The 26,418-nt window shown below is 59.3% G+C and carries 21 protein-coding genes and 1 other RNA gene; 3 read left to right on the top strand and 19 right to left on the bottom strand.

All coding sequences use genetic code 11. From position 1 onward, the window contains the following. Positions 1-38: 38 nt before the first annotated feature. On the bottom strand, positions 39-626 hold the full coding sequence (locus ACTQXM_RS06080; protein ID WP_441537291.1) for a ParA family protein: 588 nt from the start codon (positions 624-626) through the stop codon (positions 39-41). Positions 627-990: 364 nt separating this feature from the next. On the opposite strand from ACTQXM_RS06080, the gene ACTQXM_RS06075 reads away from it, so the two are divergent. Beyond that, complete coding sequence (locus tag ACTQXM_RS06075; protein WP_441537292.1) at positions 991-1,344, top strand: hypothetical protein; 354 nt, start codon at positions 991-993, stop codon at positions 1,342-1,344. Beyond that, entirely contained in the window at positions 1,337-1,615 is a 279-nt protein-coding gene (locus ACTQXM_RS06070; protein WP_427853631.1) for a hypothetical protein, read from the top strand. The genes ACTQXM_RS06075 and ACTQXM_RS06070 overlap by 8 nt, the downstream gene beginning before the upstream one ends. 39 nt (positions 1,616-1,654) lie before the next feature. On the opposite strand, the gene ACTQXM_RS06065 is transcribed toward ACTQXM_RS06070, so the two are convergent. From ACTQXM_RS06065 to ssrA, 6 genes are all read right to left on the bottom strand, one after another. Continuing rightward, positions 1,655-2,905: a hypothetical protein gene (locus ACTQXM_RS06065; RefSeq protein ID WP_441537293.1), complete on the bottom strand. Its 1,251-nt coding sequence runs from the start codon at positions 2,903-2,905 to the stop codon at positions 1,655-1,657. Between the two features lie 275 nt (positions 2,906-3,180). After that, positions 3,181-3,639 carry a plasmid mobilization relaxosome protein MobC gene (gene mobC, locus ACTQXM_RS06060; RefSeq protein ID WP_441537294.1) on the bottom strand — a complete coding sequence of 153 codons (459 nt, stop codon included), beginning with the start codon at positions 3,637-3,639 and terminating at the stop codon, positions 3,181-3,183. 301 nt (positions 3,640-3,940) lie between these two features. After that, a complete protein-coding gene (locus tag ACTQXM_RS06055; protein ID WP_441537295.1) occupies positions 3,941-4,261 on the bottom strand; it encodes a hypothetical protein in 321 nt (106 codons plus the stop codon). A 3-nt stretch (positions 4,262-4,264) separates the two neighbouring features. Next, positions 4,265-6,130: a DNA primase family protein gene (locus ACTQXM_RS06050; protein ID WP_441537296.1), complete on the bottom strand. Its 1,866-nt coding sequence runs from the start codon at positions 6,128-6,130 to the stop codon at positions 4,265-4,267. A gap of 12 nt (positions 6,131-6,142) precedes the next feature. Beyond that, positions 6,143-6,364 (bottom strand): helix-turn-helix domain-containing protein, encoded by a 222-nt coding sequence (locus tag ACTQXM_RS06045; RefSeq protein WP_022542943.1) that lies wholly within the window; start codon positions 6,362-6,364, stop codon positions 6,143-6,145. 1,166 nt (positions 6,365-7,530) lie between these two features. After that, positions 7,531-7,894, bottom strand: a transfer-messenger RNA (tmRNA) gene (gene ssrA, locus ACTQXM_RS06040). Positions 7,895-8,133: 239 nt separating this feature from the next. Here ssrA and ACTQXM_RS06035 point away from each other — a divergent pair. Further along, a complete protein-coding gene (locus ACTQXM_RS06035; RefSeq protein WP_427719414.1) occupies positions 8,134-8,568 on the top strand; it encodes a hypothetical protein in 435 nt (144 codons plus the stop codon). A gap of 59 nt (positions 8,569-8,627) precedes the next feature. On the opposite strand, the gene ACTQXM_RS06030 is transcribed toward ACTQXM_RS06035, so the two are convergent. From ACTQXM_RS06030 to ACTQXM_RS05975, 12 genes are all read right to left on the bottom strand, one after another. Beyond that, positions 8,628-9,143: a type II toxin-antitoxin system VapC family toxin gene (locus ACTQXM_RS06030; protein WP_441537297.1), complete on the bottom strand. Its 516-nt coding sequence runs from the start codon at positions 9,141-9,143 to the stop codon at positions 8,628-8,630. Then, a complete protein-coding gene (locus tag ACTQXM_RS06025) occupies positions 9,140-9,493 on the bottom strand; it encodes a hypothetical protein (RefSeq protein ID WP_441537298.1) in 354 nt (117 codons plus the stop codon). Before ACTQXM_RS06025 ends, ACTQXM_RS06030 begins: the two co-directional genes overlap by 4 nt. 143 nt (positions 9,494-9,636) lie before the next feature. Further along, a complete protein-coding gene (locus ACTQXM_RS06020) occupies positions 9,637-10,059 on the bottom strand; it encodes a hypothetical protein (RefSeq protein WP_441537299.1) in 423 nt (140 codons plus the stop codon). Positions 10,060-10,879: 820 nt separating this feature from the next. Then, positions 10,880-12,556: an Asp-tRNA(Asn)/Glu-tRNA(Gln) amidotransferase subunit GatB gene (gene gatB, locus ACTQXM_RS06015; RefSeq protein ID WP_427795986.1), complete on the bottom strand. Its 1,677-nt coding sequence runs from the start codon at positions 12,554-12,556 to the stop codon at positions 10,880-10,882. Beyond that, a complete protein-coding gene (gene gatA / locus ACTQXM_RS06010) occupies positions 12,556-14,070 on the bottom strand; it encodes an Asp-tRNA(Asn)/Glu-tRNA(Gln) amidotransferase subunit GatA (protein ID WP_441537300.1) in 1,515 nt (504 codons plus the stop codon). Before gatA ends, gatB begins: the two co-directional genes overlap by 1 nt. Beyond that, positions 14,070-14,381: an Asp-tRNA(Asn)/Glu-tRNA(Gln) amidotransferase subunit GatC gene (gene gatC, locus ACTQXM_RS06005; protein ID WP_035136890.1), complete on the bottom strand. Its 312-nt coding sequence runs from the start codon at positions 14,379-14,381 to the stop codon at positions 14,070-14,072. Before gatC ends, gatA begins: the two co-directional genes overlap by 1 nt. A 167-nt stretch (positions 14,382-14,548) precedes the next feature. Next, positions 14,549-15,466, bottom strand: coding sequence for a class C sortase (locus ACTQXM_RS06000; protein ID WP_441537301.1), 918 nt, complete (start codon positions 15,464-15,466; stop codon positions 14,549-14,551). Positions 15,467-16,510: 1,044 nt separating this feature from the next. Further along, positions 16,511-18,268, bottom strand: coding sequence for a SpaA isopeptide-forming pilin-related protein (locus ACTQXM_RS05995; RefSeq protein ID WP_441537302.1), 1,758 nt, complete (start codon positions 18,266-18,268; stop codon positions 16,511-16,513). Between the two features lie 114 nt (positions 18,269-18,382). After that, the gene (locus tag ACTQXM_RS05990; RefSeq protein ID WP_441537303.1) at positions 18,383-20,053 is read right to left on the bottom strand and encodes a SpaA isopeptide-forming pilin-related protein; all 1,671 of its coding nucleotides are present in this window, start codon (positions 20,051-20,053) and stop codon (positions 18,383-18,385) included. Next, positions 20,046-23,204, bottom strand: a complete 3,159-nt coding sequence (locus ACTQXM_RS05985) for a SpaA isopeptide-forming pilin-related protein (protein WP_441537304.1) — start codon at positions 23,202-23,204, stop codon at positions 20,046-20,048. The genes ACTQXM_RS05990 and ACTQXM_RS05985 overlap by 8 nt, the downstream gene beginning before the upstream one ends. Before the next feature lie 588 nt (positions 23,205-23,792). Next, positions 23,793-24,614 carry an HAD family hydrolase gene (locus ACTQXM_RS05980; protein ID WP_441537305.1) on the bottom strand — a complete coding sequence of 274 codons (822 nt, stop codon included), beginning with the start codon at positions 24,612-24,614 and terminating at the stop codon, positions 23,793-23,795. Positions 24,615-24,838: 224 nt separating this feature from the next. Continuing rightward, on the bottom strand, positions 24,839-26,125 hold the full coding sequence (locus tag ACTQXM_RS05975; protein ID WP_441537306.1) for an MFS transporter: 1,287 nt from the start codon (positions 26,123-26,125) through the stop codon (positions 24,839-24,841). Positions 26,126-26,418: the final 293 nt, after the last annotated feature.

The following is a 26,418-nucleotide window of genomic DNA, read 5'->3' as shown; positions in this document are numbered from 1 at the left end:
CTACCTCCTCGCATAGATACTCATTATCTAACAAGTATCTAATGAGTATCTATCCTTTTCAACTGCTTCTTCTCGAACGGCAGGCCCGCAAGAATGCTGACCTTGCGGCACATCATGCGGACCGCCTCGGCGGCGGCACCGTGCCTGTCCACGTTCACGACGGATTTCCGCATGCCCTGCGCCTGCACGATTGCCTCGGACTGCGGAACCTTGACGACGTTTTTCGCCCATGGCTTCTTCTCAAGCCACGCCATGAACGACGCGCACATACGAAAACGGTTCGTCCCGTTCACCACGATGACCAGCGGGGCATTCGTGTTCTTCGTCACGATAGAGACCGTTCGCGTGAACGGCTCGATGTCGTTCGGCGTCGGTCGAACGGGGATGACGATGACGTCCGCACCGGAAACGAGGTCGCTCAGATTGTCCGTCAGCACGCCCGGCGTATCGACGATGGCAACCTCGGCATCCTCGACCTTCTTCGAAGACGACGCGTCCTTATACTGACCGTCCAGAGAGTAGAGCGACGCGGGCACGCCCTGTCGCACATAGCTCTCGTAAAGCTCGTTGGCTATCACCGACTTACCGGTGCCGCCTTTCTCGCAAACGACTGCGATTGTCTTCATATCAGCACCTCCATCCTATCAAGACTATATACTCAATATCTACATTATAGCTACTGAATAAATAAAAGTCAATATGCAGTAGCTATCGGAGCACGTCCTTTTGCAGACCGGAGCAGGGGCTTTGTCTGGGCTTTTGCTGGTCTCCAAACGGGCTTCACGCCCTCGCTTCGCTCCGTCCGTTCCGCCGCATTTTCCGAATCCGTCTCATAAATGAGCGGACGCCGAAAAACCCCGATTCCAGCCCCTTGCGCGTACGCCCGTCAACAGCCCTTCTGAAGGTCTCTTCGTAGCCCGCGAGCGGACTGCACCCATACAGGACGCCTGCGGCGTCGGGTGCCAATCCGAAGAAAAAGGAGGTCCGTATATGGACAGAGACCGATTTGAATCCAACAGCCCGCAGGAGGAGGCCATGTGGAGGGCGCAGGTGCTCAGGCGCACCGCCCGCATCTGCTCGGCGAAGGCCAAGGAGCTTGAGCGCATGGCTAAGGCCGATGCAAATGCCCCCATGCGCGACAGCGGCACCCTGAAGGACGTGCTCAAGCGCATCGACAACGTGATGGAGTGGCGGTTCGTGAACGCGTTGGGCGAGGTCGTCCTCGACGGGGACATCCTCACGGAGAGCATCGACTGCGAGACCCTGCGAACCATGCGCTACTGCGTGGCGGAATACCTCAAGCGAATCGAGGAGCGGGAAGCAGAGGAGGAGAGCGATGAGTGACTACGGCATCAAGACCTACGCCGACCTCGCCGAGACGTGCGGCGGGATGGTGCTCGCAAACGAGATTGCCAACCGCCCGCTCGAACCCGTGAGCGGGGACTGGGCACCGTGGGACGAGATTTTCCAGTGGTACATCGTGCAGGACCCGTCGTTCCTCATGGAGCACACCGACGAGCCGGTGTTCCACGACGAGGAGCTTGACCTGTACGTGTGGGGAATCACGCACTTCGGGACCAGCTGGGACTACGTGCCAGCACCTGAAATCCATTGAGAAAGGGAGCAGCTTGACGCTGCTCCCTTATCTTTTCGGCTACTCGCCGAACTGCGTGCCCTTGCCCGCCGACCTCGGCGCGCTTGGGCTGGCACTTCGCGCCCTGGCATAGCGTGCCCGCATGGTCTTGGCATGCGCCTTGGACTCGCGCTCGTCCTCGTTGGACAGCGCCTTCTCCGCTGCCTTGAGGCGCTTCTCGGCGTCCCACATGCTCTTGCGGGACTCGTAGACGCGCCTCTCCGCCTCCTCGCGCTGCCTGCGGCGCTCCTCCGCGAGCACCTGCTGAATCATCATGCGCAGCATCATGGCGGTCATGTCGGCCATCATGCGGGACACGGGGTCACGGGCGTTGCACCCCGCCTTGGCGAACACGTGCATGCCGGCCAGAAGCCCCGGACACGGGTGCTGCAGGGTGTCGCGTGCCTCCTTGGAGGCATAAAACTCGCGCCTTGCGGCGTCCACGTCCTCGCGCAGCTTCGCCAGCTGCTCGTCCGGGTGGTTGCGCGCCTCCACGAGCCTCTCGTAGCGCTCGTCCAAGAAAGGCTTGCCCTCCTCGCGCGAGCGGTGGATGTGCGCCTTCTGGAGGTCGGACGCCATCTCCGACACGTACGCCCGGTCGAGGCCGTACACGTCGAGAGCGAAATCCGCAGAGGGCTGTTCTGCCGGCTCTGCCGTCTCGGGCACGTCGGGAAGGACCTCCGGTGCCGGGGCGTCCTGCTCCTGTGCCTCAAGCTCGCGCTGCTTCGCCTCGAAGTACGCCTCGATGCCCTCGCGGGTCAGGTCGTCGGCGAGGTTGGAGGCACGGCGCTTGCGGGTGCGGCGCTTCGGTCCCCACTCGTCCACAGCCTTGTAGGACCATCCCGTCGTGACCTCGCCGGTCTTCCCGTCGGTCTTCGTGGTCTCCTTCAGCGTCACGCCGCTCAACTCAAGATTGTGCCTGAACTCGTCCAGCGTGCCGGAGCGGTCGCGGGCATCCGCCACCCTGTCGCCGAGACGCCGGTCGAAAGAACCGGGCTGGAACGTCTCGCGCTTCTGCTCCCAGAGGGACATCTCCTTGTCCGCTCCCAGCACCTGAAAGCCGCACGCACGACTCAGCTCATCATTGACCGCCTTCACACGCGGAGCGTAGAGGCTCGTGTCTCCCTTGTTGATGACCTGCCCGGTACGGGCGTCGTGGTTCGCAATGGTCGCGTGCGCATGCACGCAGCCTCCCTCGCCGTCCACGTGCATGGTGACCCAGCACATGGAGTCGGGGGCAAGCTCGTGGCACAGCGTGTACGCGTACTCCATGCCACGCTGGATGTCGTCGGCCTTGCTTGGGTCAAGCTCGTCGGTCGCCCATGAGATGCGCAGCTCGTAGCCCTCGTTTACCGCGTTCGGGTGGCGATGCTTCTGCCCCTCGCAGTAGACAATGAAATCCCCTCTTGAGGCGGCGTCACCCATCTGCGCGGCGATGCGGTCCGTGCCGTTTTCCAGATGAGCGCGTCTGCGCTTTCCCTCGCCGAACTCGGTGTACGACATGCGCCCGCGCACGTTCGGAAGCGACTGCACATGCGTCGTTGACATCAGACATCACCTCCCGTCTCCACGTACGCCTGCAAATCCGCACGCAGTCCCTCGACTTGCGCCCGGAGCCTGTCCACCGAATCGCGGAACTCGCGGAACGCTTCCGCCTCGTCCTTCGTCCTCATTTCCTCACGCGCCGCGTCGAGCATTCCCATGCCGCTCAAGCGCCGGTTGCGCGCTCGGGCAATCTGATTCATGTTGACGCCGATGCGGTTCAGCTCGACACGGACACGGTCCAGGGCCGGGACGTCCAGAACCACCTTGCGGCTGGGCGGCGCGTACCGACTCGCGTACAGCTCACCGCGAAGAAAATTGGAACGCGAGCACGTCCCGCGCTGCTCGTCCAGCAGGGAAAGCTCCGCGTCGTTCATACGCACCTGAACCACCTTGTCACGGCGGTCTTTCACGTACTTCTGGCGCGTCGCCTTCCCGCTTCTTTTTTCATACGTTTCCGCCATGCGGAACACCTTCTTTGCTGCTATCCGAAACGCCCGCCTGCGGCGGACAATCCGAAATGCCGTTTTCGGCTAATCTCACAACGTCTCTGCGCAAAGGGGAAAAGAGCAAGCATTGACTTCGTACGTACAAATTGCGATTCTCGCAATTTGTCCTACTCCGTCAGCTTGCGAGGGGGCGGCTGCGCCGTCCCCTTCGAACCCCCGCCTTTTGTCCACCGAGCCTCGCCCGTCCGTGTCGGACACGGGAACGACTTCCCCTGTCCGACATGGAACCCGAATCCCTCGGTGGAACCCGGCACGGCTACCCTTGGTAGGCCGCGCCGGAAAAACCGCCGTGCGCTTCCGACGACTCTCCAGCTTCTGCGGTAGGAACATGACCGGAATCCGCAGCGCCAGCGGCGCGCGCATCCGGCGTTCCGTGTCCGGTGTCCGGCTTCAGTCCCTTGACGAAGTCAAGGACCTCTTCCGCCGAACCCATGTCCTTCACTTCCGGGAAAACCGCCACGAGCGCGTCGGCGTAAGCCTTCGTCCTCGCGGCCTGCGCCTCGCGGCGCAGCTTCTTCGCCTGAGCCTCTAACGCACGTGCCTTCTCGGCCACGTCATCAAACCTCTTCGTTGCCATAATCTATTCCTCCTTAATCGTTGAATCGTCTATGTCATAACCGCCGTCGAAGAAGGCGGTCGAGATACGCACGTATCCGCGATAGCTGTCTTTCGGGTCCGGCATGCACAGACGGCTGTTACTGGACCCGCGATAGGACTTGTTCATCCACTCCGTCACGTCGTATTCGAGAATCAGCGGCTCGGGGAAATCCATACGCCCGGTGCTTCGAACACGCTCCTGCAACTGCCAGCCCTGTTCCTCGGCAAGGCCCTCGATTGATTCATAAAAAGCGTTTCGGCCGAGCATGCGACCGGATGGCTGATTGCGCTGGAACCAATGGCGGTACAGGTCGTACAGGAACTTGCACGGGAGCAGATGCCAAGACGCCGCAGGGAAAATCTCGTCGGCGAACTGGCGCAGGGGGTCGTTCGCCACGCGGAAATCATCCAGAAGCGCCGAGCAGGCATCCGGCTCATCCAGCTCGTAATAGTCGGTCTCGGCGAGCACGCGGTAGAGCACGTACTCAAGAACGTCCTGACGGTTCAGGTAGTCGTCCTTGATGTACTTGCGCTCGCATCCCTGAAATCGCTTGTCGAACGGAATCACCAGCAGGCGGCGGTACATGGATTCGGACTTGTCGCGGAGCTTCGGCAGCTCGTTGACGCACTGAATCATGAACCCGCGAAACAGCACGTTGCGGGGTGCCTTGAACTTGCGATTCAGCTGGAAGGGGTCGCCCGTGATGACGCTCTTGAGCGCCGCCGCGTCGTCCACGAACGTCCCCGTGTCGTTCTCGTCGGTAATGACGGCGGACACGCGGGTCAGAGGCTCCAACATGAACGGCTCCGAGAAGTTCTTCAGGGGAATGGATGCCCAAGCGCCCGACCCGCATAGGTTACGCAGCAGGACACACAGCGTGCCCTTGCCGTTGTTGCCCAGCGTCGAATAGAACCATGCGCTCTTGTTCCAGCTCACGTTCGGGCGGATGACGGCTCCGATGATTTGCCATAGGAGCTTGACGATTTCCGGGTCGTCGGAAAGCTCGTTCATCCAAGAGACGACGTCCCAATCGGTGCCGTCATCACCGTTGTGGATGACGGGATTCGGCGCATGGTCGACAAAATCAATATGGGATTTCGCCAGAAAGACCAGCTCGGGGTCAAAACCCATCAGAATCTTGTGGCCGTAGTCATAGATGCCATTGTTCACGGCAACGAGGTCTTTGTCCGTGCACGCCCTCTTCTTCTCGCAGATGTCGCGAAGGGTGGCGACCGTCTCGGTGACGCCCTGCGTGGTGATTGCCATGTTGTAGCTGCGAATCAGGCGCGTCAGGACCCCTTCGGTCGTGTCATAGCACCCCTTGTTCGGACCGCTCTCCTGATAGACGCCTATCTCGAAGTTGCCGTCTTCGTCAGCCCTGTTGCAGGGTATCGCGATAGCGTGATGCAGCTCGCGCAGGACAATGGCAATCTGCAGGAAATGGAGACCCGACAGGCGCTTGTAGCGCTCAGCGCCCTGCTTCTCATCCGGGTAGGCGTCCTTCCGCTTCGCTCCAGGCGCCGCATTCGGGTCGCGCTTGCCCAAGTTGTACGCGTCGATGCAGCGGTTCGTCAGCGTCAGAAGCTCGAACTTGAGCGTGTCGCGAGAGGGAGGGTCCTCGGCGTCGATGCCCTGAAGGTAGGACAGGGCGGCGTACGCGAGAAGATTGTCGTACGCGATGCTCTGCTCTTCGCAGAACGACACGATGTCCGCTGCACAATCATCGGGCAGGCACAGCCAGCCCTTTTCCTCTTGAATATCAGGCGCATCTGCGCTAAAATATTTATATATAGATTTGGCCGTCCCGGAAGCTGTGCAGGCGTCGGGGCGGTTTTCTTTTGCCTCCATGTTCTCACCTCCTTAATTCGTCAGCTCGACGTGCTTCACGTTCTCGTTCTTCCACGCCTCAAGGTCATCCATCTCATAGCGAACCGTGCTACCGACCTTGTAGTAATTCGGCCCCTTGCCCTGAGAGCGCCAGACGCGGAGCGTGCCTGCGGTAAAACCGAGGAAATCCGCCGCCTCATACGTCGTCATGTAAGAGGGCTTCGACCCTTTCACTTGCTGCTTTGCCTTAGCCATAACCAGCCACCTCCATGTTCAAAATCCTTTTCGCGAAACAAAAAAAGCTCCCGTGGAAACCGAAGAGGGACAGAGGCGCAAAGCCTTGTCTATCTCGGTTTCCACGGGAGCTTCGTGTTCGTTATTTCGCCCGTGACGCACGGCCTATTCGACCGAGCGCTCGGCTCCTATTCCCGGTAGCAACCCCGCATCAAGGACGGGACGGGTGCTGAGCCATTTATCTATACAGCTTTTATTATACGGCGTTAACACTAACTTTGCAACACTTATTATTTCGTTACCCCTGCTCAGAGCCTATTTCCGCTCGTTTATGGGCAGAAATCAATTCAAAAAAGTTCGCTCGCGCCCCCTGAAAAATCGGCGGGGGAAGAAGACGTACGCCAAGGATTGCGGGGTCTGTTCCAGTTTTGTTCCAGTTTGTTCCAAAAAAGTTGGAACAAGATTTTTCCGTGTTTACCTGCGGTTTTGCGCGATTCGCTAAATCTTGTTCCAACTCCGTTTTTCGAATTGGAACAGGATTTTTACGTGTTTACCTGCGGTTTTGCTCATTTGTTCCAATTGTTCCGGTTTCTAACAAGTTTTATATATATACATACATATATAGACCCCTTCCTATATTTTTTCTCTTACGCGTAAGTTAAAAATAATTGGAACAAATGGAACATTTACTAGAAATGCCTGGTAGATACGGGAAAAACCTGTTCCAACTCCGATTTTGCGAATTGGAACAACTGGAACAAATCGCACTTTTTCAGGAAAAAACCCTCATAAATGAGCGTTAAATCGAATTTCAAAACTGGAACAAAAGTTCTCAGCGTTAATAGATATTAACGAACGGCCGGCAAAATGGAACGAGGCCCATGCCGCACCCCTTCTGTACGTCCACCCACATCCGACTGCCGCCCGCAGGGCGGCCACCCTTGCATCGAGCGGATGCGAGATGCACATGGGCGCTCGAACGTCCTCAGACCGCTTCAGAGGCGTTTTAAGGCACGAAAAAAGCCCGAGGGGTACACGAGTACCCCAGCGGGCTTAAAACGCCTTAAAACGCAACACACGGCGTTTCGCATCGACGAAAACGGAAAGGGGACGCCATCAGGCGTCCCCCAACCTATACACAAGCGCAAACTCGTTCTTGTAAAAGAAGAGTTCGACGCTTCCTCTTTTGGTGGAGGCGCGGAGAATCGAACTCCGGTCCACGAAAGCCCCCTGATTGGCATCTCCAAGCTCAGTCGCTGGTTTAGTCTCGGACGCTTTGCGCGCAGCGACACGCTCGCGGCATCCCAACCGGTTCGGTCTTAGCCCGCGCCATACCGATTACGTGCGCGGGAGCATTCCCCTAACATGACGTCGCGCCGGTGTCGGGGAAATCACCGGGTTGACGCGCCGCTATAAACTAAGCAGCGAGAGCCATAGGCTCAAAAGAAGAGTTGTTGTCAATTCAATTTGACGGTACCCCTGTTTAACGAGGCGAGGAGACCTCGGCTTGCTTCCTCTCTCAGAGCTATCGTGTCGAAACCAGTCGCCCCCGAATGTTGGGAAAGTCTGGATGGTATCGGGCCTGCAAACACCCGATAGCCGTCGACTTTTCAAGGAACACGCGGGGTAAACCCCGCTCGTGGATAGCTATCTTACCACGTTCTAAAGGCAGACAGCTGCTCTATGCACGAGCTGTGAAGACCCTAATGTGCACCATACTTCGCATTTTTGCCACTGAACGCGTCACGTATATTTTCGCCAAGCAAAATTGACCCGTCGAAAGGACAGTTATGGATACCAAGCAGCAACTCGTCAATGCCCTCGCAGGCCTGGGCTCAACCATTACCGAAGCTATGGATGTCATCGAAGGCTTTGTCCCCTGTGGACATCCCGCCCTCACGGTATCGAACGCCCTTGTTGCGCTGGACGCTGACGATGATGCAGCTCTCGCCCAGCAGTTTGAGACCGTCGCGGGCTTTATCGACCACGTGAGCGAGAACCGCGGCGTGGCCGCCTACCACGGCATCGAGGTCGAGCTCGCGGGTCCCAAAGCCGATCTGCTCGCAGCAATCCGCGAGGTAGGCGCCCTTATGCAGACCGCAGGCGTCAAGAACACCCAGGTCAACGAGTGGGTCTACCGCAGTCTAGCAGCACTAAACGATTCCGACGAAAAGGCCGCCGAGAAGCTCGTCGAAGCTCCCGTCATCAAGGCAGCGCTTTTGTAATTAAAGGATGCGTGGCCTTCTGAGCGCCGACGTTCCGAAGGCCACGCAAACAGTTCGCGCTAACCGATAGCCGCGCCACCACGTTCGGCCAAAGCTAGAATCGGCATCATTTGGCGCGGGGTCTTTGCTGCAAGATCGGCATGTTCGAGCAGCTTGCGATTGTTGGTCACCAAGTAATCGATCTGCGCGCGCTTGCACGCGGCGAGCACCAAGTTGTCCTCGTAATCGCGATGGAGCGTCAGATATTTGTCGGCTAGCCACAGATCGGATGCATCAGCGCCCACGGCCGTGGCGTTTTCGGTCATGTTCCGAACAAACGCCAACGCCGCATCGCCAATTGCACGGACAGATGCCTCGTCGAGCGCTCCCCCGTCGGCAAGAACGCTACGCTTCAGCTCGTGTTGGACAACGTGCAGCACGTCCTTGGCGATATGCACCGGAAAGAACAGCAACGCCCCCGCCTCCGTCGCCTGCCCAATAAACGCACGCGCGGCAAGCGACTCGGTATGCTCGGCGCAAAACGAATCGACCCATACGTTGGCGTCCACCATGATCTTAAGGGGGCCTCCGCTCACAGGATCATCCCCTTTTGGCGATAATGCTCATCCATGGCTTCGGGATAGACTGTGTCCCAGCTGCGGTCATCAGACGCAGACGATGTATCGATGCCCAGGTCCGCGTAAAGCTGATCCACCGCCGCCCATGATGCGACAAACGGCGAGGTGGCACCAGCACTAGGCGGTTGGTCGTCAACGGCCGACAACACCTCTTCGCACGAACCGCCACCCTGCGCCACCTTGGCCACCACCTTTTTGATGAGCCCGGGCAGTGTCCCGCCCGAAATCCGCAGCGCCTCCTCGGCACGGTTCTTGACCTGGCGATCCACGCGAACGTTCACCTGCGCCATGCCGCTAGCAGCACCCACGTCGATCTCACTCCCTTCAATTGCTAGCCTCGATAGCAACTCTATATAGAGACGCTATCAAATGGTCAAATGCAAAAGGCCTGCGCCTGGACGACACCGATGCCGTCTGGGCGCAGGCCAGATAACGTGGGCAAACACGTCTGCTAACGCAGGTAAGCCTTCGCGTTGCTCAGGCTGTAGGCGATCGTCGAGCCGTTGTGCAGCAGCGACGATGCCTGCGAGGCAATCGTGCCGGTAATGCCCAGTGACAAGAGCGCCGAGTTGGTGAGCATCACCTTAGAGTAGGAGCTCGTCAAACGATCAACAAGGCCCTGGCTCATACGGCGCAGGCGCACGATCGCAGCAAGATCCGTATCGGTCAAAGTGCGCGGAACCGATGATGGCGCGACGCCCTTCGATGGACGAAGCGATGCCGTGCGCCACGATGTACTCGACGGCAGCATGCCGCACGCGATGCCCTGCACGCAGGCATTCTTTACCGGAGCGCTGGCGAGCAGCTTGATGCCAGCCGTACCAAGCAGAAAACCGCCACCGACAAGCAGGGTGTTAAACGTCGGCCTCTTCATGTTGCTTCTCCCTTTTGCCGCATTGGACACGGCACGGTGCCTCAGCACCCAAGTGAATAAGTTTGCATGAGCACACTTTTGGATAATAGTTAAGTAATACTAACTATTAAGGTCAAAAATGGTTAACTTTCTGGAAATCTTAGGGTGCAGACCGGCCGACTTTCGACAATCGGTCTGCCGCAACGTACATCTCCGGCATCCAAGAAAGACTCTCCCCCGTCCCAGCAAATCGAGGTCTAATACTTTTCCCGAGAAGTGAACGAGCAAAATCGGACCCCTGAAGCATCCGCATTTTTTAGTAACAAAACCGCAGGGAAAACTCGGCAAAACCGCAGGAAACAGCGTCCAAATAGTGTCGATGCTTCAGAGGTCCAAATAAGGTCGTTCACTTCTCGGGAAAAGTAGTATTAAGCTTCGCTTTCCACAGCCCAAAAATGTGACCAAGGGACCGTCCCTGCGCCACATCCACAAAAAAATGAGGGTGCAAACGGCACCCTCATTCACCAAATTCCATTCAGCCCGACTGACCAGAACGGCTGAGTCGCCACGGAACCCGGGAGCCCCGGCAGGGCGGGCGCTTGCTCAAAATGAGTTCCCTTCAAAAACAATGGGCGCGCCAACGGCGCGCCCATTCACTCTATTTCCATTCAGCCCGACTGACCAGAACGGCTGAGTCGCCACGGAACCGAGGGGCCGGGCGCAGGGCCTTGCCTCTCAATGAGTTCCGCACGAACAGGAGGCGCCAGTGGCGCCTCCGTCGTGAGTCAGGACTGTCCGAAATTGAGAGGCAAGGCCCTGCGCCCGGCCCCTCGGTTCCCGCTTACGAGAGCGACGTTCTCAGCAACTCGTTGAAGAGCTTCGGGTTGCCCTTGCCGCGGCTCGCCTTCATGCACTGGCCCACCAAAAAGCCGATGACCTTCTGGTTGCCGTCACGATACTGCTGTGCCTGCTCGGCACAGTTTGCCAGCACCTCGTCCACAATCGGCTGCAGCGCGCCGGCATCACTCACCTGACGCATACCGCGCTCGTCGACGATCTTGTTGGGGTCGTCGCCGGTCTGGGCCATGGCCTCAAAGACCTCGTGAGCCTGGTTGGAGCTGATGGCATCGGTCGCCAGCAGCTTGGCAAGCGCTGCCACCTGAGCCGGCGCGATGCCGGACTCGACGAGCGACACGCCCGCGCCCTTAAGGTAGGCGATCATCTCGTTCACCAGCAAGTTTGCAACCGTCTGGGCCTCCTTGCCAGCCATACCGGCAGCGGAGGCCTCAAAGAACTCGGCAAACTCCGGGTCACCGGCGATTTGCTCGGCATCGGCCGCCTTAATGCCAAAATCGGCCTCAAAACGGGCGCGCTTGGCATCGGGCAGCTCGGGAATCTCACCTCGGCAGCGATCGATGAACTCGTCGTCCAGATCGAACGGCGCCAAGTCGGGGTCGGGGAACAGACGATAGTCGTCGGCCGTCTCCTTCACACGCATGACCACGGTGCGCTTGCGGCTGGGCTCCCAGTGGCGGGTCTCCTGATAGATAATGCCGCCCTCCTCGAGCACCTCGGCCTGGCGGCAAATCTCGTAGGCAAGGCCGTCGTGCAGGCTCTTAAACGAGTTGAGGTTCTTGAGCTCGGTTTTGGTGCCCAGCTTGGTCTCGCCGCGGCGGCGCAGCGACACATTGCCGTCGCAGCGCATGGAGCCCTTCTCCATGGAGCAGTCCGAAATGCCCAGCGTCACAAAGATGCGACGGAGCTTTTCCATAAACAGGCGAGCCTCCTCAGGCGTACGCAAGTCGGGCTCGGTGACGAGCTCGATCAAAGGCGTGCCGCAGCGGTTGTAGTCGACGAGCGACTCGGCGGCGGCGGTAATGCGGCCCTCGGCACCGCCCACGTGCACCATCTTGGCAGCGTCCTCCTCCATGTGGATGCGCAGAATGCGGATGGGCACCGTGTAGGAACCGTCCTCGCGACGCTCGGGCATCTGCAGGTTGGACGCGTCATAGCTGGCCAGATGGCCGGCACGCTGATTGCCCTCGCGCATGGTCGACGTCATGGACGTGGACAGGCCCTCGGCGTTGGCCGAGGCGCTCGCCAGGCTCTGGGCCTCGGCCTCGCCAAACGCGCAATCGGGGCGCTCTGCAGCGCCGCGACCAGTCACGTCCAGGTCCAGGTGACCGTACATGGCAAAGGCGACCGGACCCTGCGTGGTCTGGAAGTTCTTGGCCATATCGGGATAGAAGTAGTGCTTGCGGTAGAACATCGAGTGGCGCTGGATCTCGCAGTTGGTGGCGAGGCCGGCCTTAACGATGCTCTCGATGGCGCGCTTGTTGGGCACCGGCAGGGCGCCGGGCAGGCCCAAGCACACCGGACACACGTTGGCGTTGGGCTCGTCATCGTGGCTGAGCTTGCAGTTGCAGAACATCTTGGTATCGAGTGCGGTGAGCTCGGTATGAATCTCCAGGCCGATCACGGCCTCCCAATCCTGCAGGACCTCGGAAAGCTCCTTCATTACAGCTCGCCTCCCTTCCCGGCAAAATCGGGTGCGACGGAAAGCACGGGCGCACCCGTGGCGGCATCGGCAAAGCCGCGCTCCAGGGCGCGGGCAAACGTGAGCAGCTGACGGTCCTTAAACGCCGGACCCACCAGCTGGGCAGAAACGGGCAGCTGAGTATCCTCGCCCAAGCCCAGCGGCACCGAGATACCACCGTTGCCGCAAATGTTGAGCGAGATGGTGTACAGGTCGGAGAGGTACATCTGCGTGGGGTCGCTGATCTCGCCAAACTTAAAGGCCGTGCGCGGCGAGGCGGGCATGAGGATGGTGTCCACCTTGGCATACGCGGTGTCGTAGTCCTGCGTGATGAGCGTGCGGGCCTTTTGCGCAGCGTAGTAATACTTGTCGTACACGCCCGAGCTCAGCAGGTAGGCGCCGAGCATCTGACGGCGCTTGGCCTCGGCGCCAAAGCCGTGGGCGCGCGACAGCGAGCTCTGGTCGGACAGGTTGGCGCAGCCCTCCTCCTGATAGCCGTAGCGAATACCGTCGAAGCGGGCCAGGTTGGAGAACGCCTCGGCCGGGCCGATGACGTAGTAGGCGGCGATGGCGGCATCCAGGTGCGGCAGGTCGACCTCGACCAGCTCGGCGCCCTGGTTCTGCAGCTCCTGGGCGGCGCGCTGAACAGCGGCCTTGACCTCGGACGTCAGGCCCTCGGCCTCCATAAACGCGGGGATGATACCCACGCGCTTACCCTCGATGCTATCGTTGAGATGCTCGGTAAAGTCGACGGCGCAATCCTGGCTGGTGCAGTCGTAGGGATCGTGGCCCGCGCCGGTAAGCGCGTTCATGGCCAGCGCGACATCCTCGACCGTGCGGCCGAAGGGGCCCACCTGGTCGAGCGACGAGCCAAAGGCGACCACGCCGTAACGGCTCACGGCGCCATATGTGGGCTTAAAGCCCACCACGCCGCACAGCGACGCCGGCTGGCGAATGGAGCCGCCGGTGTCCGAGCCCAGCGAGAGCGCGACCTCGCCCGCGGCGACGGCGGCAGCGGAGCCGCCCGAGGAGCCGCCGGGCACGCGCTCGGTATCCCAGGGGTTGTTGGTGCGGTGGAACGCTGAGCTCTCGGTGGAGCTGCCAAAGGCAAACTCGTCCATGTTGGCCTTGCCCATGGGCAGGCAGCCGGCATCGAGCATGCGCTGGACGCAGGTGGCGGTGTAGACGCTCTGGTAGTTCTCGAGCATGCGGGAAGCGCAGGTGGTGCGCGTGCCCACAAGGTTCATGTTGTCCTTGATGGCCAGCGGCACGCCCGCGAGCGGGGGCAGCGGCTTGCCTGCGGCACGATCGGCATCCACGCGCGCGGCGGCCTCGAGCGCAAGCTCGGGCGCCACCTGCAGGAATGCCTGGACCCCGCCCTCGCGCGCCTCGATGGCGGCAAGGGAGGCCTGGGCCACCTCGGTAGCGGTAAAGTCGCCAGCGGCAACGCCCGCGGCAATCTGGACAGCGGTAAGGGAATCGAAGCTCTGCGCCATTACTCGCTCTCCCCCTCTCCCAAAATGGACGGCACGCGGAAGTAGCGGTCGCGCGCGCTGCCGGCGTTTTCGAGCGCAACGTCGAGCGGCAGGTCGCGCTCGGGCTCGCGCAGGTCATCGCCCATCACGTTGGACAGGCTTCCGATGGGATGGAACGTGGGCTCCACGTCGGGCAAGTCATATTGCAAGACGGGCTCGAGCATCTGGACGGCATCGTTCATGTAGGACGTCATCTGGGCGAGCTCGTCATCGGTCAGTGCGATCTTTGCGTACTCGGCGATACCGCGCACGTCTTTCTCGCTGAGTGCCATAGGCGCTCCCTTCCGCATAACAGTTAAACCGCTCTAGTATACAAGGCAACGCCGGCTTGGAGCAGGCGCTTTACCCAAATGCAGCGAAAACGTAACGAGGGCGGCGGGTTGATGCAAAAACCGTCACATAGGGGACAGGCACCTTTGCGGTGGTTCCGAGCGATGTCCTATGCCGAGGCCTTGGCCTTGCGGCGCTTGCGGACCGCGTGGATCACGATGTCCAGCAGCAACAGCGCAATGGCCACAACCACGATGAGCACGGCAAACTCGCGCTTGCCCCAGTGGCGGCCGGCCAGCGACTTTTGCTTGTCGACGTCCTTCTTGTTGTACTTGGTGCGCACGCAATGCACCAGCAGGCGATGGTCGTTCACGCCGTAGGGCGTGCAGGTGACGAGCGTAACCTTGTCTGCGCCGGGCTCGATGGTCAGCGACTCCATCTCCTCGGGCAGCACCACCTCGGAGTCCACCATCTTATAGGCGAGCGTCTTGTTCATGGTGTGCAGCAGCACCAGGTCGCCGGGCTCCAGCGAGTGGATGTCGTCGAACATGCTCAGGTTGCGCATGCCCGAGTGCGCGGTGAGCACGCAATGCGTCGAGGTGCCGCCCACCGGCAGGCTCGTGCCCTCCAGGTGGCCGACGCCCGCCATAAGGACTTCCTCGCTCGTGCCGTGGTAGATGGGCATGCTCACGTCGATGGAGGGGATCTCGACCCAGCTCATCATGGGGTCGCGGTCAAAGATGAGCTGCTGGGCGTAGGGCTCGATCTGGTCGGCGGGGAGCTCGGTGGCCTCGCCGGCAAGCTGCTCGTTAAAGGAGCGCGCCTGGAGCAGGATTCGCTCGCGCTCTTCGGCAGACAGCGCGTCCAAGGTGCTGGACACGGTGCTGATCTGGTTGAACACGCCCGAGGCCTCAAGCCGGTCCAAGATCCACGGCCAGGTCATAAGGCCCACGCCAATAAGGATGATGACGATGGTGATGAGCCGGTCGGCCCAGCGCGGCAGTCGCTTGCGACGGCGCTTAGGTTTTGGTTGAGGTTTGGGCTGAGGGCTTGAGCCGCCGTTGTCCGCGGCGTTATTGCTCTTCATATGTTTGGCGCCCTGCACCATCGCCGGTCACTCCTCTTCAACTCAAGTTGTCTAAACAAATAATAGCCGATTAGCGAGCTTCCACGCCGGACAACGCAGCTTGACTGCACCGTCCAGTCGAGGATAAGCCAGCATTTGAGTTTTCAAAATGTCCCGGATCGGCGGGGCGATTCGGGATACAATGTCAATAGGAAACGACGCACCCCGCGTAAGTGTTCGAAAGCGCGGGCGGCCTAGTTTTCTGGTTTTGTTAAATGCCCGGGATCCTACCCCCGGGCATTCTTATTTGCGCTTGTTGCGGCGCAAATGCCTTCTACCGTCCGCACCGCGCGTGCGCCTACGGACCTTAAACCGAACCTCATACGAGTCTAGAAACGCGATGACGAACGTGCCCACCGCCGCGAGGGCGGCGAGCGCGTTAAGGAATTTCAGCATTTGGGGACCTCCGATCGAGTCGTCGGCCGCCCGCGCACGGGATGCGTCGCAAAGCCATTTTACTGCGAGCGTATGCACCCGCAGCTGGTAAACGCGATTTTGACAAACATTTGTTCGATAGTTATAAACACGATTCCTCATCCAGCGGAACCTGGCCGCATTGTCCGGGTTTGCCCGACGTGTTTGCGTTTTCAAATGTCCCGGATCGGCTGGGCGATTCGGGATACAATGTCAATAGGAAACGACGCACCCCGCGTAAGTACTTAGGAGCGCGGGCGACCAGTTTCCGACGTTGTTAAATGCCCGGGCCTCTAACCCCGGGCATTCTTATTTGCGCTTGTTGCGGCGCAAATGCCTTCTACCGTCCGCACCGCGCGTGCGCCTATGGACCTTAAACCGAACCTCATACGAGTCAAGAAACGCGATGACGAACGTGCCCGCATCGGACGATGGAGGATGGCTGCGTTATCCAAAAAAACGGGGCAGACTCCAGTGCGGAGTCTGCCCCGAAAAGAGAATGGCAAAGCAAGAACGTAGATGGACGAGAAAAGTGTCCGCAAGTCTCATGGCCATCACATCCCACCTGCCAAAGGGATGGGTGAGCAAGCGTTACTCCTGCTCGGACTCCTCAACCTGCTTACGGCTGCGGATGAGGTGTGCCACGCCGATGCACAGCACCGCGCCACCAGCGATCCAAGTGAAGGTCACGCCGTTGAGGCCGGTCAGCGGGAGGCCGGAGCCCTTCTGGTCGACAATGGTAAAGCTGAGTTTGCCGGTAGACGCGGTAGCCGAATTTCCCTTCACAACACCACTTGCTGCCTGGATTGCAGAATCCGCACTAGGGGTAACATCATCGCCAGCCTGATTGAGCGTGCGGCTGATAGTAAAGGTCACGCCGTTTGCCGCGGAGTTGTTGTAGCCAGGGGCGGGCGTAACCTCTGTGAGAACGTAGGTGCCCTCGTCGAGACCGACAACGTTAATCTTGCCGTCGCCGTCGGTTGCCAGCTTGGCCTTTGCTTTATCGGTCGTCTTGACGCCATTTGCCATGATATAGCTGTCGTCATCGCCCTGCTCTCGCAGCGTAAACTCAACGCCCTCGAGCCCCTTTTGGTCATTATCAGAACCGACCTTGGTGACGTCGATGCCGTAGGTGTAGTCGTAGGCAGGGTGCTCAACCGTGGTGCCAGTACCGTTGGCGTGTGGGTTGTTGGAATAGGTCAGCGTAACCTTATTTTTCTGAGACTTGCCAACCAACCCATTGAATTCTTTTTTGATCTTACCATTTTCAAAGATCTTGGCAGGGTCGAGCTTGGCCTTGTACTCGACGGTCACCTTCGAGTCACTGTTCAACCCAATGGCAGTGCCATCCTCGCCCTTGCAATTCTTGAGATTGGTGAAGTCGACAGTAATCGTATCGTCCACGTAGTTGGCGGTGTAGCCAGACTTGACCTCGGTATTGTTGATCTTGACCATGACATCGGGTGTAGTGCCGCCAGTCTTAAACATGGGCGTCATGGATTTGGGCAGCTCATCCTTGAAGGTGTACGTGTAGGTGCTGTAAGTGTTGATGTTGCCCGCAACGGTGCCGGTCAGCAGGTAGTCGACATAGTCGTCCATCTGAGAGTCAGCAGCCTTGTTGGGATTCTCGAATGTACCGAACGTGCCATCCTGTGCGTCATCCTTAACTGCCTTAGTCACAGTGGGAACCTGCTTCTTGGGAGTTAAGTTCTCAGCGGAACCGCCAACAATGGCGAAAATGGGCGAACTGAAGGTATCCGTGTTACCCTTATCAGCATTAGCATTCTTGCCGACACTCTTAGTCACGAAGAGCCAGTAGCCAGTATTCAGACCAGTGAAGGTGCCATTGGCGCTCGTTTGGCACTCATCCGTCCCTTCAGTGATATTGGCGTCCTCCAGTGCCTTGGCAATCTTATCGAGGGTCGTTCCGGCGTCAAGTGCAGTACTCTTGTCCGTACCTGACGTGTACTCCGCTTTGGTTTTCGATTGAATCCAGTCAGCCCACTCTTGAGCATCCACGCCAGAGGGCTTTGTGCTATCAGTAGTGCTGGCAAACGCCCCCGTCACAGCATCCCTAACGGCGTCCGACGCCCACTTGATATCAGAAAGCGTCTTGGGGCCATTCCAGCCGTCGCTATTCTTATCCTGTGTGACCGTTGCCTTGAAAATCTGGATACCCTTAAAGGTTGTATCCGTGTAGATATCCTCCTTGATCGTCACGTTGCCGCTCTGGGTCACCTTCGGCGTACCCGCCGCAAACGCCATGGTCACCGGGGCCATGACGCCGCCGAAGCTCAGCGCTGCGGTGAGGCCTGCCGTTACTGCCAGGCGTGCGATGTTCTTGTTCATGCTCATCTTCTTTTCCTCCATTTTCCGGTTGATTCTCATTCGATCGGTCATCATCTGTCTGTATCTTAGCCTCTACTTCGCTACGTCTCGCCCCGCTCTCTGTGGGGCTGCCAGCTACTCTTTATGGCTGCCACCTCCCCGCTTGACCAGGAGCGCGACCACGATGAGCGCGGCTCCGGCGACCGCTGCGGCGGCCGCGGCGTACATTGCCATATCGCCAGTCGAGGGCATAAAGCCTCCGGTGGTAATGCTAGGGGGTGTGCCGGTGGGCGTGTTGATGAGCGACGCCTCCAGGCTGCCCGTCGACCCGTCCGCGCTGTCGGCGCGCAGGGGCGACTCGGCCGTGATGGTGAGCTTGGGCTTGGCGGCGGCCACCTGGTCGACGTCCAGGCCCTCGGCCTTGACCGTCACGGAGCGCGTGCCCTCAAAGGCGGTATAGCCCTTGGGTGCCTTGAGCTCGCGGACCTCCAGCTTGCCCGAGTCCACGCCCGAGACGGTCACGCGGCCGTCCTCGCCCGTGGTGACGGTGGCCTTGCCCTCCGCATCCCACGTGCCGTCGGCCGCTAGCGTACGACCGCGGTCGTCGGCGATGCTCAGGACCGCCCCGGCAAGCGGCTTGTCGCCGTCGCTGCCGCGCTTGGTGAGCGCGAGATCCCAGGTGTAGGCGCACGCATCGTCGCTCGGCGTGCGGGTAAAGCCGGCGTCGCCGGACTGGTCGGCAAAGGGAGAACGCGGGTAGCGCAGGTAAACTTCGTTGGGGTTGCCCTTCGCAATGCCGTGGTTGCATGCGCTGTTGAGCGGTGCATTATACACGGCGACCACGCGGGCGCCCGCGGTGAAGGCGTCGGCCCCGCCGAGCGTGGCGATGAGGTCGCCGGTGCGCACGGTGAAGGTCTTGCCGTCGGCCGCCACCTTGGTGGCGCACTGGGCCGTGATGTCGGTCCAGCCCTTCGCGGGGTCGGTGCCGGCTCGGCCGTCCTTGCCGGCCGAGACGGCGTCGAAGCCGCCGTCCGCGCCCGCCGCCACGTATACGCGCATGCTCGCGGCCACCTTGGAGGGGTCGAGCCCCGCGCTCATAGTGTCGACGAACCGCACCGTATAGGTGTCGTAGGCGGTAAGACCCGCCGGGACCGTGGCCGAGAGGCGCCAGTACAGGTCGTCGGCGACCGTGGCGTCGGCGGCCTTCTGCCAGGCGGCGGTGCTGTCCTCCAACACGTGTTTGGCGACTCTGGGGGTCGCCGCCTTGGGCTTGACGGTGACGGCGCTGCCGCCGACCAGGGCCATGATCGGCGCGGTGCCGGCCTCGTTCTGGGCGATGGCGTCGTCGTCGGCGACGATGAGCCAGTAGCCGCAGGGCAGCTCGGCCGTCGTGCCCGCGTTAAGGGCCACGGGCACGGCGCCAGAACTCTGGAGGGAACGAGCAAGCTGTGCGCTCAGCGCGCTCGTAAGGTGGGAATCGGTGTTGAGCCACTCGGCAGCTTCCTGCGCTGTGGTCTGGGATTTGGGCATGCCGGCACTGTGCAGCACAGGCATTGCGGCGTCGCACACGTCGTCGCTTGCCCAGGCGAGGTCGGTGGCGATTTTAGCGTCGTTGTCGCCGTCGACAACGTTGGCGCTAAAAATCTGGTAGGCGTCGTAGCTGCTCGCCACGGTGCCGCTCACCGTGATGGAACCGGTCGAGGTCGGCGCGGCCTGCGCGGAAGCGGGGAACACAACCGCGCAGGTGCCGATCAGGAGGGCAAGCAGCGCAAACAAGATCGGGAAGGAGCAAACTTTCTTATTCACGACGCTCACCTCCCTTCGCATTCGCCTTGCGACGAATGTGCATCCAGGCCGCAGCAGCGCAAAGCACCGCCGCACCGGCAAGGTACGTCAGAGTGACGCCCGACATACCAGAAAGGGGCAAAGAGGTGGAGTAGGTGTTGGTGAAGGTGGAGGCGGGAATGGCGTCGGGCGCAGCGGCGGAGGGTTCAACCACGACGCCCTGCCCGTTCTCGCCAAGGGTGTTGCCCATGTCGTCCTTCATCTGCGTAACGGTGGTAGAGGTGGTAAGACCGGTGTACTTGCCAGTGGTCTCATTCATGACGGCCTTCACCGTGACGGCAACCTGGTACTCGGCCTTGGAGTAGCGGAGCTTATCGATGGCACCGGTGGCAGGCGCGACCTCCTTCACCGTGTAGGTGTAGGTCCTGGCGTAGTCACGCGCCGTACCGGGGGTATCGGACAGGTGCGACTTGTTGAACGTCATGGCGCCAAAGGTCGCCGTGATGTTGTTGAGCTTGTCGGCGTCGGTCTCCCCTGCTGCGGGTGCAATGGAGAGGTCTGCCGGGTTAGGAATGGGCACGTTGGTTGCGTAATCCCCCGTAGCCTCGATGTTGAAGTCGAACGCAACGTATTTCCCGCTGGAATCCTTCGGCCAGTCCGTATTACGGACGGACTTAGTCACCGGGATTTCCACGGACGTGGTGGTGAGAGAATCGGAGATGTACGTAGTGCCCTCAACAATGCTCGGTTTCTTTCCCTCGGTCCACGCAATGGAACCGTCCGCCTTGGACACCGTGAACTCGTAGGTTGTCTGGTTCAGCTCGTAGCCAAACGGCGCCTGGGTCTCCGTGAGCGTGTACGTGCCCGGCAGCAGACCCTCGAGCTTGAACTTGCCATCGGCGGGATCAGAATCTGCCCACTTGTTGCTGACAGCTTCCGCATTCGTATCGTTATCAATCACAGTCAGGGATGCAGCGTCCGGAATTTCGGCACCATCGGCATCCTTTACCTTGGTAAGCGCCCACTCGGAACCAGCCAAAGGAGTGTGTCCCGTGTCGCTCTCCTCAACCTTGGTCCAAGACACCGTACCGGTGATCTTGGTGTTGGAGATGGCGCCCGTGGTGTTGGAATCATCGAATGAAACGAGCCTATTTCCGTTCACCGTGTCCACATGACCCTGAACATAGTTCACCTGCTCGCCGGTGTTGTTCATGGTTGCGTAGTAGATGGTGTCCGACTTCTGATAACCAGCCGGCGCCTTGACCTCGCGAATGTAGTACGTGAAGTAGTCTTTATCGTTGGGATCGCCAATTTTGGCCTTCTGATTCAAATAGTTGAACTGAAGCTCGCCATCATCCGAAGAGTAATCATTTGCACCGCCATCCGTTACCGTAACGATGGGATACGTTTCATTCTTGGCATCATCGACAGTGCCGTATATCGTCCACGAGGAACCAGAAAGCGGCGTCATGCCGTCCGCAGCGTCGACCTTGCTCCACGCAATGGCTGAGCCGTCCGGTGTATACGAGCCAGACCACGGGAAGTTGTGACGCTCCTGATCCATATCGATGACGGAAGCCGAGTTACCCTCGAGATTTGTGAAGTTGTACGCGATCTTAGGGTTGTTCATCATGAAATCTTCGCCCACGTACACACGACCGTTGGTGGTCACATGGTCATCGAAGCTTCCGTTGGGAACGAGAATCGATCCGAGCATAGCAGCGGCGGGGTCATCGTCGGTCCACTTGCCGTCCCCGCCGCCATTGCCCCAGTCGCTTCTACCCTCGCCCGCAATGCCACCACGGATGGTGAGGCTCGTGGTATCGACAAAATTCCACATGATGGACTGGGAGGCCAGCGAGTATTTCGCGCGAAGGTCTTTATCGGCGTTACTCTCATAACCGCGAGATATTTCTGTATCGCCCCACCAGAAGCGCCAGCCATTGTGGAACTCGACAGGACCAGCACCTGTAACGTTCACGACAATGGATGCGCCTTCGGGGACATTGGTGAACTTAAAGTCGACGCCGCGGTAGTAGACGCCATCCTTCAAGTTGGAGAGCTCGGAACCGGCAATGGTGAAGACCTGTTGCATAGAAGTTCCATCGCCGGTAAAGGTGATAAGTCGCTCGGTGTTGCAAATCTTATAGTTCGGGATTCTGGTATCAAGCGCACCGGAAACAGACTTCTCACTACCATCGAAAGTGAGTGTATAGCTTGTTCCCTTGTTATCGTACTTGTTGATTGCGTAGCTGTTGTCGCTAATTGCGGAACCATCCGTAACTATGCCGGTATTTGCAAACGAGGCGAGCTGTTTCGATAGCTTCGAGAGGTATCCATCTGCACCGTTGTAGCTCGAATAATCGTTACCGTTAACATTAGTCAAATCAACATTTTGATTGAACAGGTCGCTCTTCAGAGCATCCGAGCCCTCGAACCAATTACCTTGCTTTTTCACGACAGACTGGCGCCCGTTGTTAGCATTCGAATCCCAATAGGAATAGGTAATGGGACCGGCGATCTGCGCGGTATAGTCATAGCCAGGGTGGGAGTCAGTCTTTGTCGCCTTGCCGACCCAAGCACCCTTGGTCCAAGCACCAACCGTCGCAGCATCTGAGGTCGTTCCCTGACCGGTATTCATGTTCTCAATCAAGCTGTTTATGCCGGCGACCGCAAGCACCGTGCTTCCCTCCCTGGGACGAAAATGCGATCCAAAACCAACGGTGCCGAAACGGAAGCCCTGGCCGCCCCAACTCTCCTTGATAGGATTCATGGCCAGTTTGCCGTGGACCACGGTAAGGCCCTCCGCCTCAGCGGCATATGAGCCGGTGGGGGCGTTATTCGCATCAAGAGTGCTAGTTTTGTTCGGCTTACCACCGATGTACATGTCGCGGCCGACGTAGGTGGCCACGCCGGGATCGGGGGTGGAGATATCGATATTCGTACCGATACCGATAGACGTGGGCTTGTAGATGCCCTTGTTCACAGTAGTAGCCGCGTTCGCAGAGGTGGCGGCGCTATTCTGGTTTTCGGCATCCTCGCTGGTGTTATCTACAGCAGCGGACTCACTTGAGGAATCCTCCGTCACAGTCTTCTCGGTAGGAACCGTCTGGGCATCGTTGGCAATGGCCTGCGAGATCGGGGGCATAACGAGCGACAGTACCAAGCTCAAAACGGAAGCTCCGCACAAAACACCTGCTAGTACACGATGTGTCGCTTTATTACTCTGCTTAGATTTATCTGAATTTGCTTTCATCGATGTCTCCTCCCCAAGAGACCGCGATCTTGCTCTTTCACTATCAAACGTATCTGCGCAACCTGAAATTGCGCACGCTTAGTGTACATATTGTAACGATTGTTTAGACATCTGAGCAAAAATACCGACATTTTTCTAGCGGATTCTCAATTCTCTTGACATTTGCTCAGATTTACCTTCGTTTATTCGCTATCTATTTTTTGTTTCTACTGGTAATTTAGTTGCCCATCATTTTTTAATGGCATTAGATTTGTTTGCACAAATCTTTGCTCAAGAGCAAACATCCCGCTCACGGTCGAAAATCGACCGTGAGCAGTAGGTCATTAACCGGAAGGAATATCCTACCAAACTGATGAGAATGTCTTTAACCCATCGGTGGTTAGAAGCGTAATGTTCAGACAACCATATTTGTATTTGCGCGCAGATTGTAGGCATCAACTCGCCCAAATCGCCTGAGGCCACCGCAAAGGTGCCTGTCCCCATTATGGCGGTTCTCCCCCAGCGCTACAGCAGATGTTCCTCGATAAAGATCGCGATGCCGTCTTTGTCGTTGCTCGCGGTTACAAAGTCGGCGGCGGCACGGGTGGCGTCGCTGCCATTTGCCATGGCCACGCCCACGCCGGCGTCAGCCACCATGCGGGTGTCATTGTCGGCATCGCCAAACACGCAGATGTCCTGGAGCTCCATGTCGTTGAGCTCCGCCACGCGCACAAGGCCGCGCGTCTTAGACACGCGCGGATCCATGAACTCGTAGAGTCGTTGCGTGGTCTGCAGAGCAGCCGCTTTAACGGTGTCGTCGGCGAACGTCGACGCTCGCTCGATGATCTGCGGCATCGCCTCGGGCGCCATGGTAAACATCACCTTGGTCTGCGGCTCGCGCAAAAACTCGGCAAAGTCGACCACCTTGTAGGGCACGCCGTCGACACGCGACAGGTGCTCGACGCATGCATTGCTCTCGGGCACATAGAGCACGCCGTCCCGAGGGCAAACGGGCGTTGCTGGAAGGCCCGCCATATGCTTGCAGATGCGCGCGATGGTCTCGCCCGGCAGCGGATAGCTCAGCTCGTTGATGTCGTGCGCGCGGTCGATGACCTCGGCGCCACCGCAGCCCACGAGCACGTCCACCAGGCCTTCGATGCCCCAGAGCTCGTACATGGCCTCGGTCGCGTGGGCGTCGCGCCCGGTGCACAGGCCAAAGAGCACGCCGCGCTCGCGCAGGGCGCGGATCGCCGCCACGGTGCGCGGGGACACCGTGTGCCGGCTCGTGAGCAGCGTGCCGTCGATATCGCAGAACACGGCTTTGATGTGACTGAAGGTGGTGTCCATGGAGGCCTTTCTGGGTAGCGCGTCGGCGCTGAACGTGGTCGGAAATGGTGTACATGGTATACCAAGGCGCAGGCGCAGCCCGTCAAAGCAAAAGCCACCACAAAGGTGCCTGGCCCCTTTGTGGTGGCCGGACCCGCAGGATGGCATGACCCGGGGCGCAAACCATCACAACATGCGATATTTTTCGGCAAAATCGCGATTTTCATCGAATGTTGTGATGGTTTTTACTGCTTTGCGGCACGATCCAAACGCCGGCGTCCAAACAGCAGCAGTGCCGCGGGAACCGCCGTCACGACCATACCCGCCCCGATGAGCGTCTGCTGTACGCCAAACGTCGCCGCCAGCCACGGGGCAATCGCCAGCGGCGCCACGCCGGCGAACATGTTGCCAAAGCCCATGACCGAGTTGACGCGACCGAGCTGTTCGAGCGGGGCTGTCGTTTGCACGATCGTGTTGTGGAGCGGGTTGACGACGCCCCAAGCTACGCCCAGTACAATCTGGCCGACAAGGGCTACGCCCACGTACGGTGTCCCCACATAGAGCAAACTTCCCAGGCCCACGGACAGAAGCGCCACAAGCAGCGTCTTAAGGTTGACCAGGTGCGGCGGCAAGCGGAGCGCGACCACGGAGCCCAGCACCGCGCCCACGCCGCAGGCAGACGAGAGCCAGCCCATCCACTCGACACCGACATGCAGAACATCACGGTAGAAGAATGACTCCAGTGGATCGAAGGCGCCATAGCCAAAGTTCGAAAGGAAAATAATGCAGAACAGCAGGGCGAGGACGCTGTTGGTAAAGACTGTCTTGATGCTGGTCACGAAGGTGGCGCGGGTGGATTTATTGGAGTCGGAGCTTTGATTGGCAGTACTTGCCGTTGTGCTGCTATCCGCGGGAGCACTTTCGCGCGCGGCGACGCGACCTGCTTGCGGCCTAAAGCCCCAACCGGCGACGAGCGCCAGTACGGTAAAGATCATCATGAGCAAAAACACCGCGCGTGACGATGCAGCCGCCGCGACAAAGCCGCCCAGCGTGGGGCCGACGATAATGCTCACGTTGGAGGACATGGTGATGGCGGAGTTGATGTCTTTGAGCTCGACGGGGTCGTCGGTGAGATACGCCGGATAGGACGTGGCGACGGGCTGGGCGAATCCTATCACAAAGCCCAGGAGCACCGCGCCGGCAAGGACTGTTCCGGTCGCGCTGCCACAGGCGAGGATTGCCGCGCCGGTTGCCAACGTGCCGAAGATACTCGCCCGGAAATGCCGGCACGGACCCCAAGCGTCAAGCGCCGCTCCACCCGCAAAGGATCCCAGGATCACGAAGACGTTCATAAACAGGACGGCCAGCGATGTCGCAACGACCGAGGCATCGTCTGCATAGGTGAGCGTTCCGATGACGCCGATGAAGTAGCTGGTCTGAAAGCCGGTATATATGAGGAAGCGCATTGCCACCAGGTGCTTAGCCTGCGCGGACAACGAAGGGTGAGGTTTTGAGAGAAGAGATACGAGCACGGAGACTCCTCGTTTCATACGAATACGGGCGGTGGACATTCGTCGCCGTCTGTCAAATCAATCTATCCGCATGAAACATTAAGGACGCATCAGGACCCTTCTCTCCGTTTTTCGCCCGTCATGAACTACTTGGTAGATTGTAAGGCATGTCACAAAAATCTACCAAAGCAAAAACCACCACAAAGGTGCCTGTGAACTGCCTCCCATTTCTTGGACATCGGGAAATGGGAGGTTTTCCATGAGTATAGACCTCAGGGTGAAGCACGACCTGGAGTCCAGGAGGCGGGCCGTCG

Source organism: Collinsella sp. LCP19S3_D3, from assembly GCF_052121455.1.
In the GTDB taxonomy this organism is placed as follows: domain Bacteria; phylum Actinomycetota; class Coriobacteriia; order Coriobacteriales; family Coriobacteriaceae; genus Collinsella.
Note: the sequence above shows the minus strand (reverse complement) of the source record. Positions and strands in the feature narration are given on the sequence as shown.

What these genes read in the sequence shown, in the direction of transcription:
- ACTQXM_RS06080 (WP_441537291.1), bottom strand. Translation starts at nt 626, where the DNA reads ATGAAGACAATCGCAGTCGTTTGCGAGAAAGGCGGCACCGGTAAGTCG.
- ACTQXM_RS06075 (WP_441537292.1), top strand. Translation starts at nt 991, where the DNA reads ATGGACAGAGACCGATTTGAATCCAACAGCCCGCAGGAGGAGGCCATG.
- ACTQXM_RS06070 (WP_427853631.1), top strand. Translation starts at nt 1,337, where the DNA reads ATGAGTGACTACGGCATCAAGACCTACGCCGACCTCGCCGAGACGTGC.
- ACTQXM_RS06065 (WP_441537293.1), bottom strand. Translation starts at nt 2,905, where the DNA reads ATGGAGTACGCGTACACGCTGTGCCACGAGCTTGCCCCCGACTCCATG.
- mobC (WP_441537294.1), bottom strand. Translation starts at nt 3,639, where the DNA reads ATGGCGGAAACGTATGAAAAAAGAAGCGGGAAGGCGACGCGCCAGAAG.
- ACTQXM_RS06055 (WP_441537295.1), bottom strand. Translation starts at nt 4,261, where the DNA reads ATGGCAACGAAGAGGTTTGATGACGTGGCCGAGAAGGCACGTGCGTTA.
- ACTQXM_RS06050 (WP_441537296.1), bottom strand. Translation starts at nt 6,130, where the DNA reads ATGGAGGCAAAAGAAAACCGCCCCGACGCCTGCACAGCTTCCGGGACG.
- ACTQXM_RS06045 (WP_022542943.1), bottom strand. Translation starts at nt 6,364, where the DNA reads ATGGCTAAGGCAAAGCAGCAAGTGAAAGGGTCGAAGCCCTCTTACATG.
- ACTQXM_RS06035 (WP_427719414.1), top strand. Translation starts at nt 8,134, where the DNA reads ATGGATACCAAGCAGCAACTCGTCAATGCCCTCGCAGGCCTGGGCTCA.
- ACTQXM_RS06020 (WP_441537299.1), bottom strand. Translation starts at nt 10,059, where the DNA reads ATGAAGAGGCCGACGTTTAACACCCTGCTTGTCGGTGGCGGTTTTCTG.
- gatB (WP_427795986.1), bottom strand. Translation starts at nt 12,556, where the DNA reads ATGAAGGAGCTTTCCGAGGTCCTGCAGGATTGGGAGGCCGTGATCGGC.
- gatA (WP_441537300.1), bottom strand. Translation starts at nt 14,070, where the DNA reads ATGGCGCAGAGCTTCGATTCCCTTACCGCTGTCCAGATTGCCGCGGGC.
- gatC (WP_035136890.1), bottom strand. Translation starts at nt 14,381, where the DNA reads ATGGCACTCAGCGAGAAAGACGTGCGCGGTATCGCCGAGTACGCAAAG.
- ACTQXM_RS06000 (WP_441537301.1), bottom strand. Translation starts at nt 15,466, where the DNA reads ATGAAGAGCAATAACGCCGCGGACAACGGCGGCTCAAGCCCTCAGCCC.
- ACTQXM_RS05995 (WP_441537302.1), bottom strand. Translation starts at nt 18,268, where the DNA reads ATGAACAAGAACATCGCACGCCTGGCAGTAACGGCAGGCCTCACCGCA.
- ACTQXM_RS05980 (WP_441537305.1), bottom strand. Translation starts at nt 24,614, where the DNA reads ATGGACACCACCTTCAGTCACATCAAAGCCGTGTTCTGCGATATCGAC.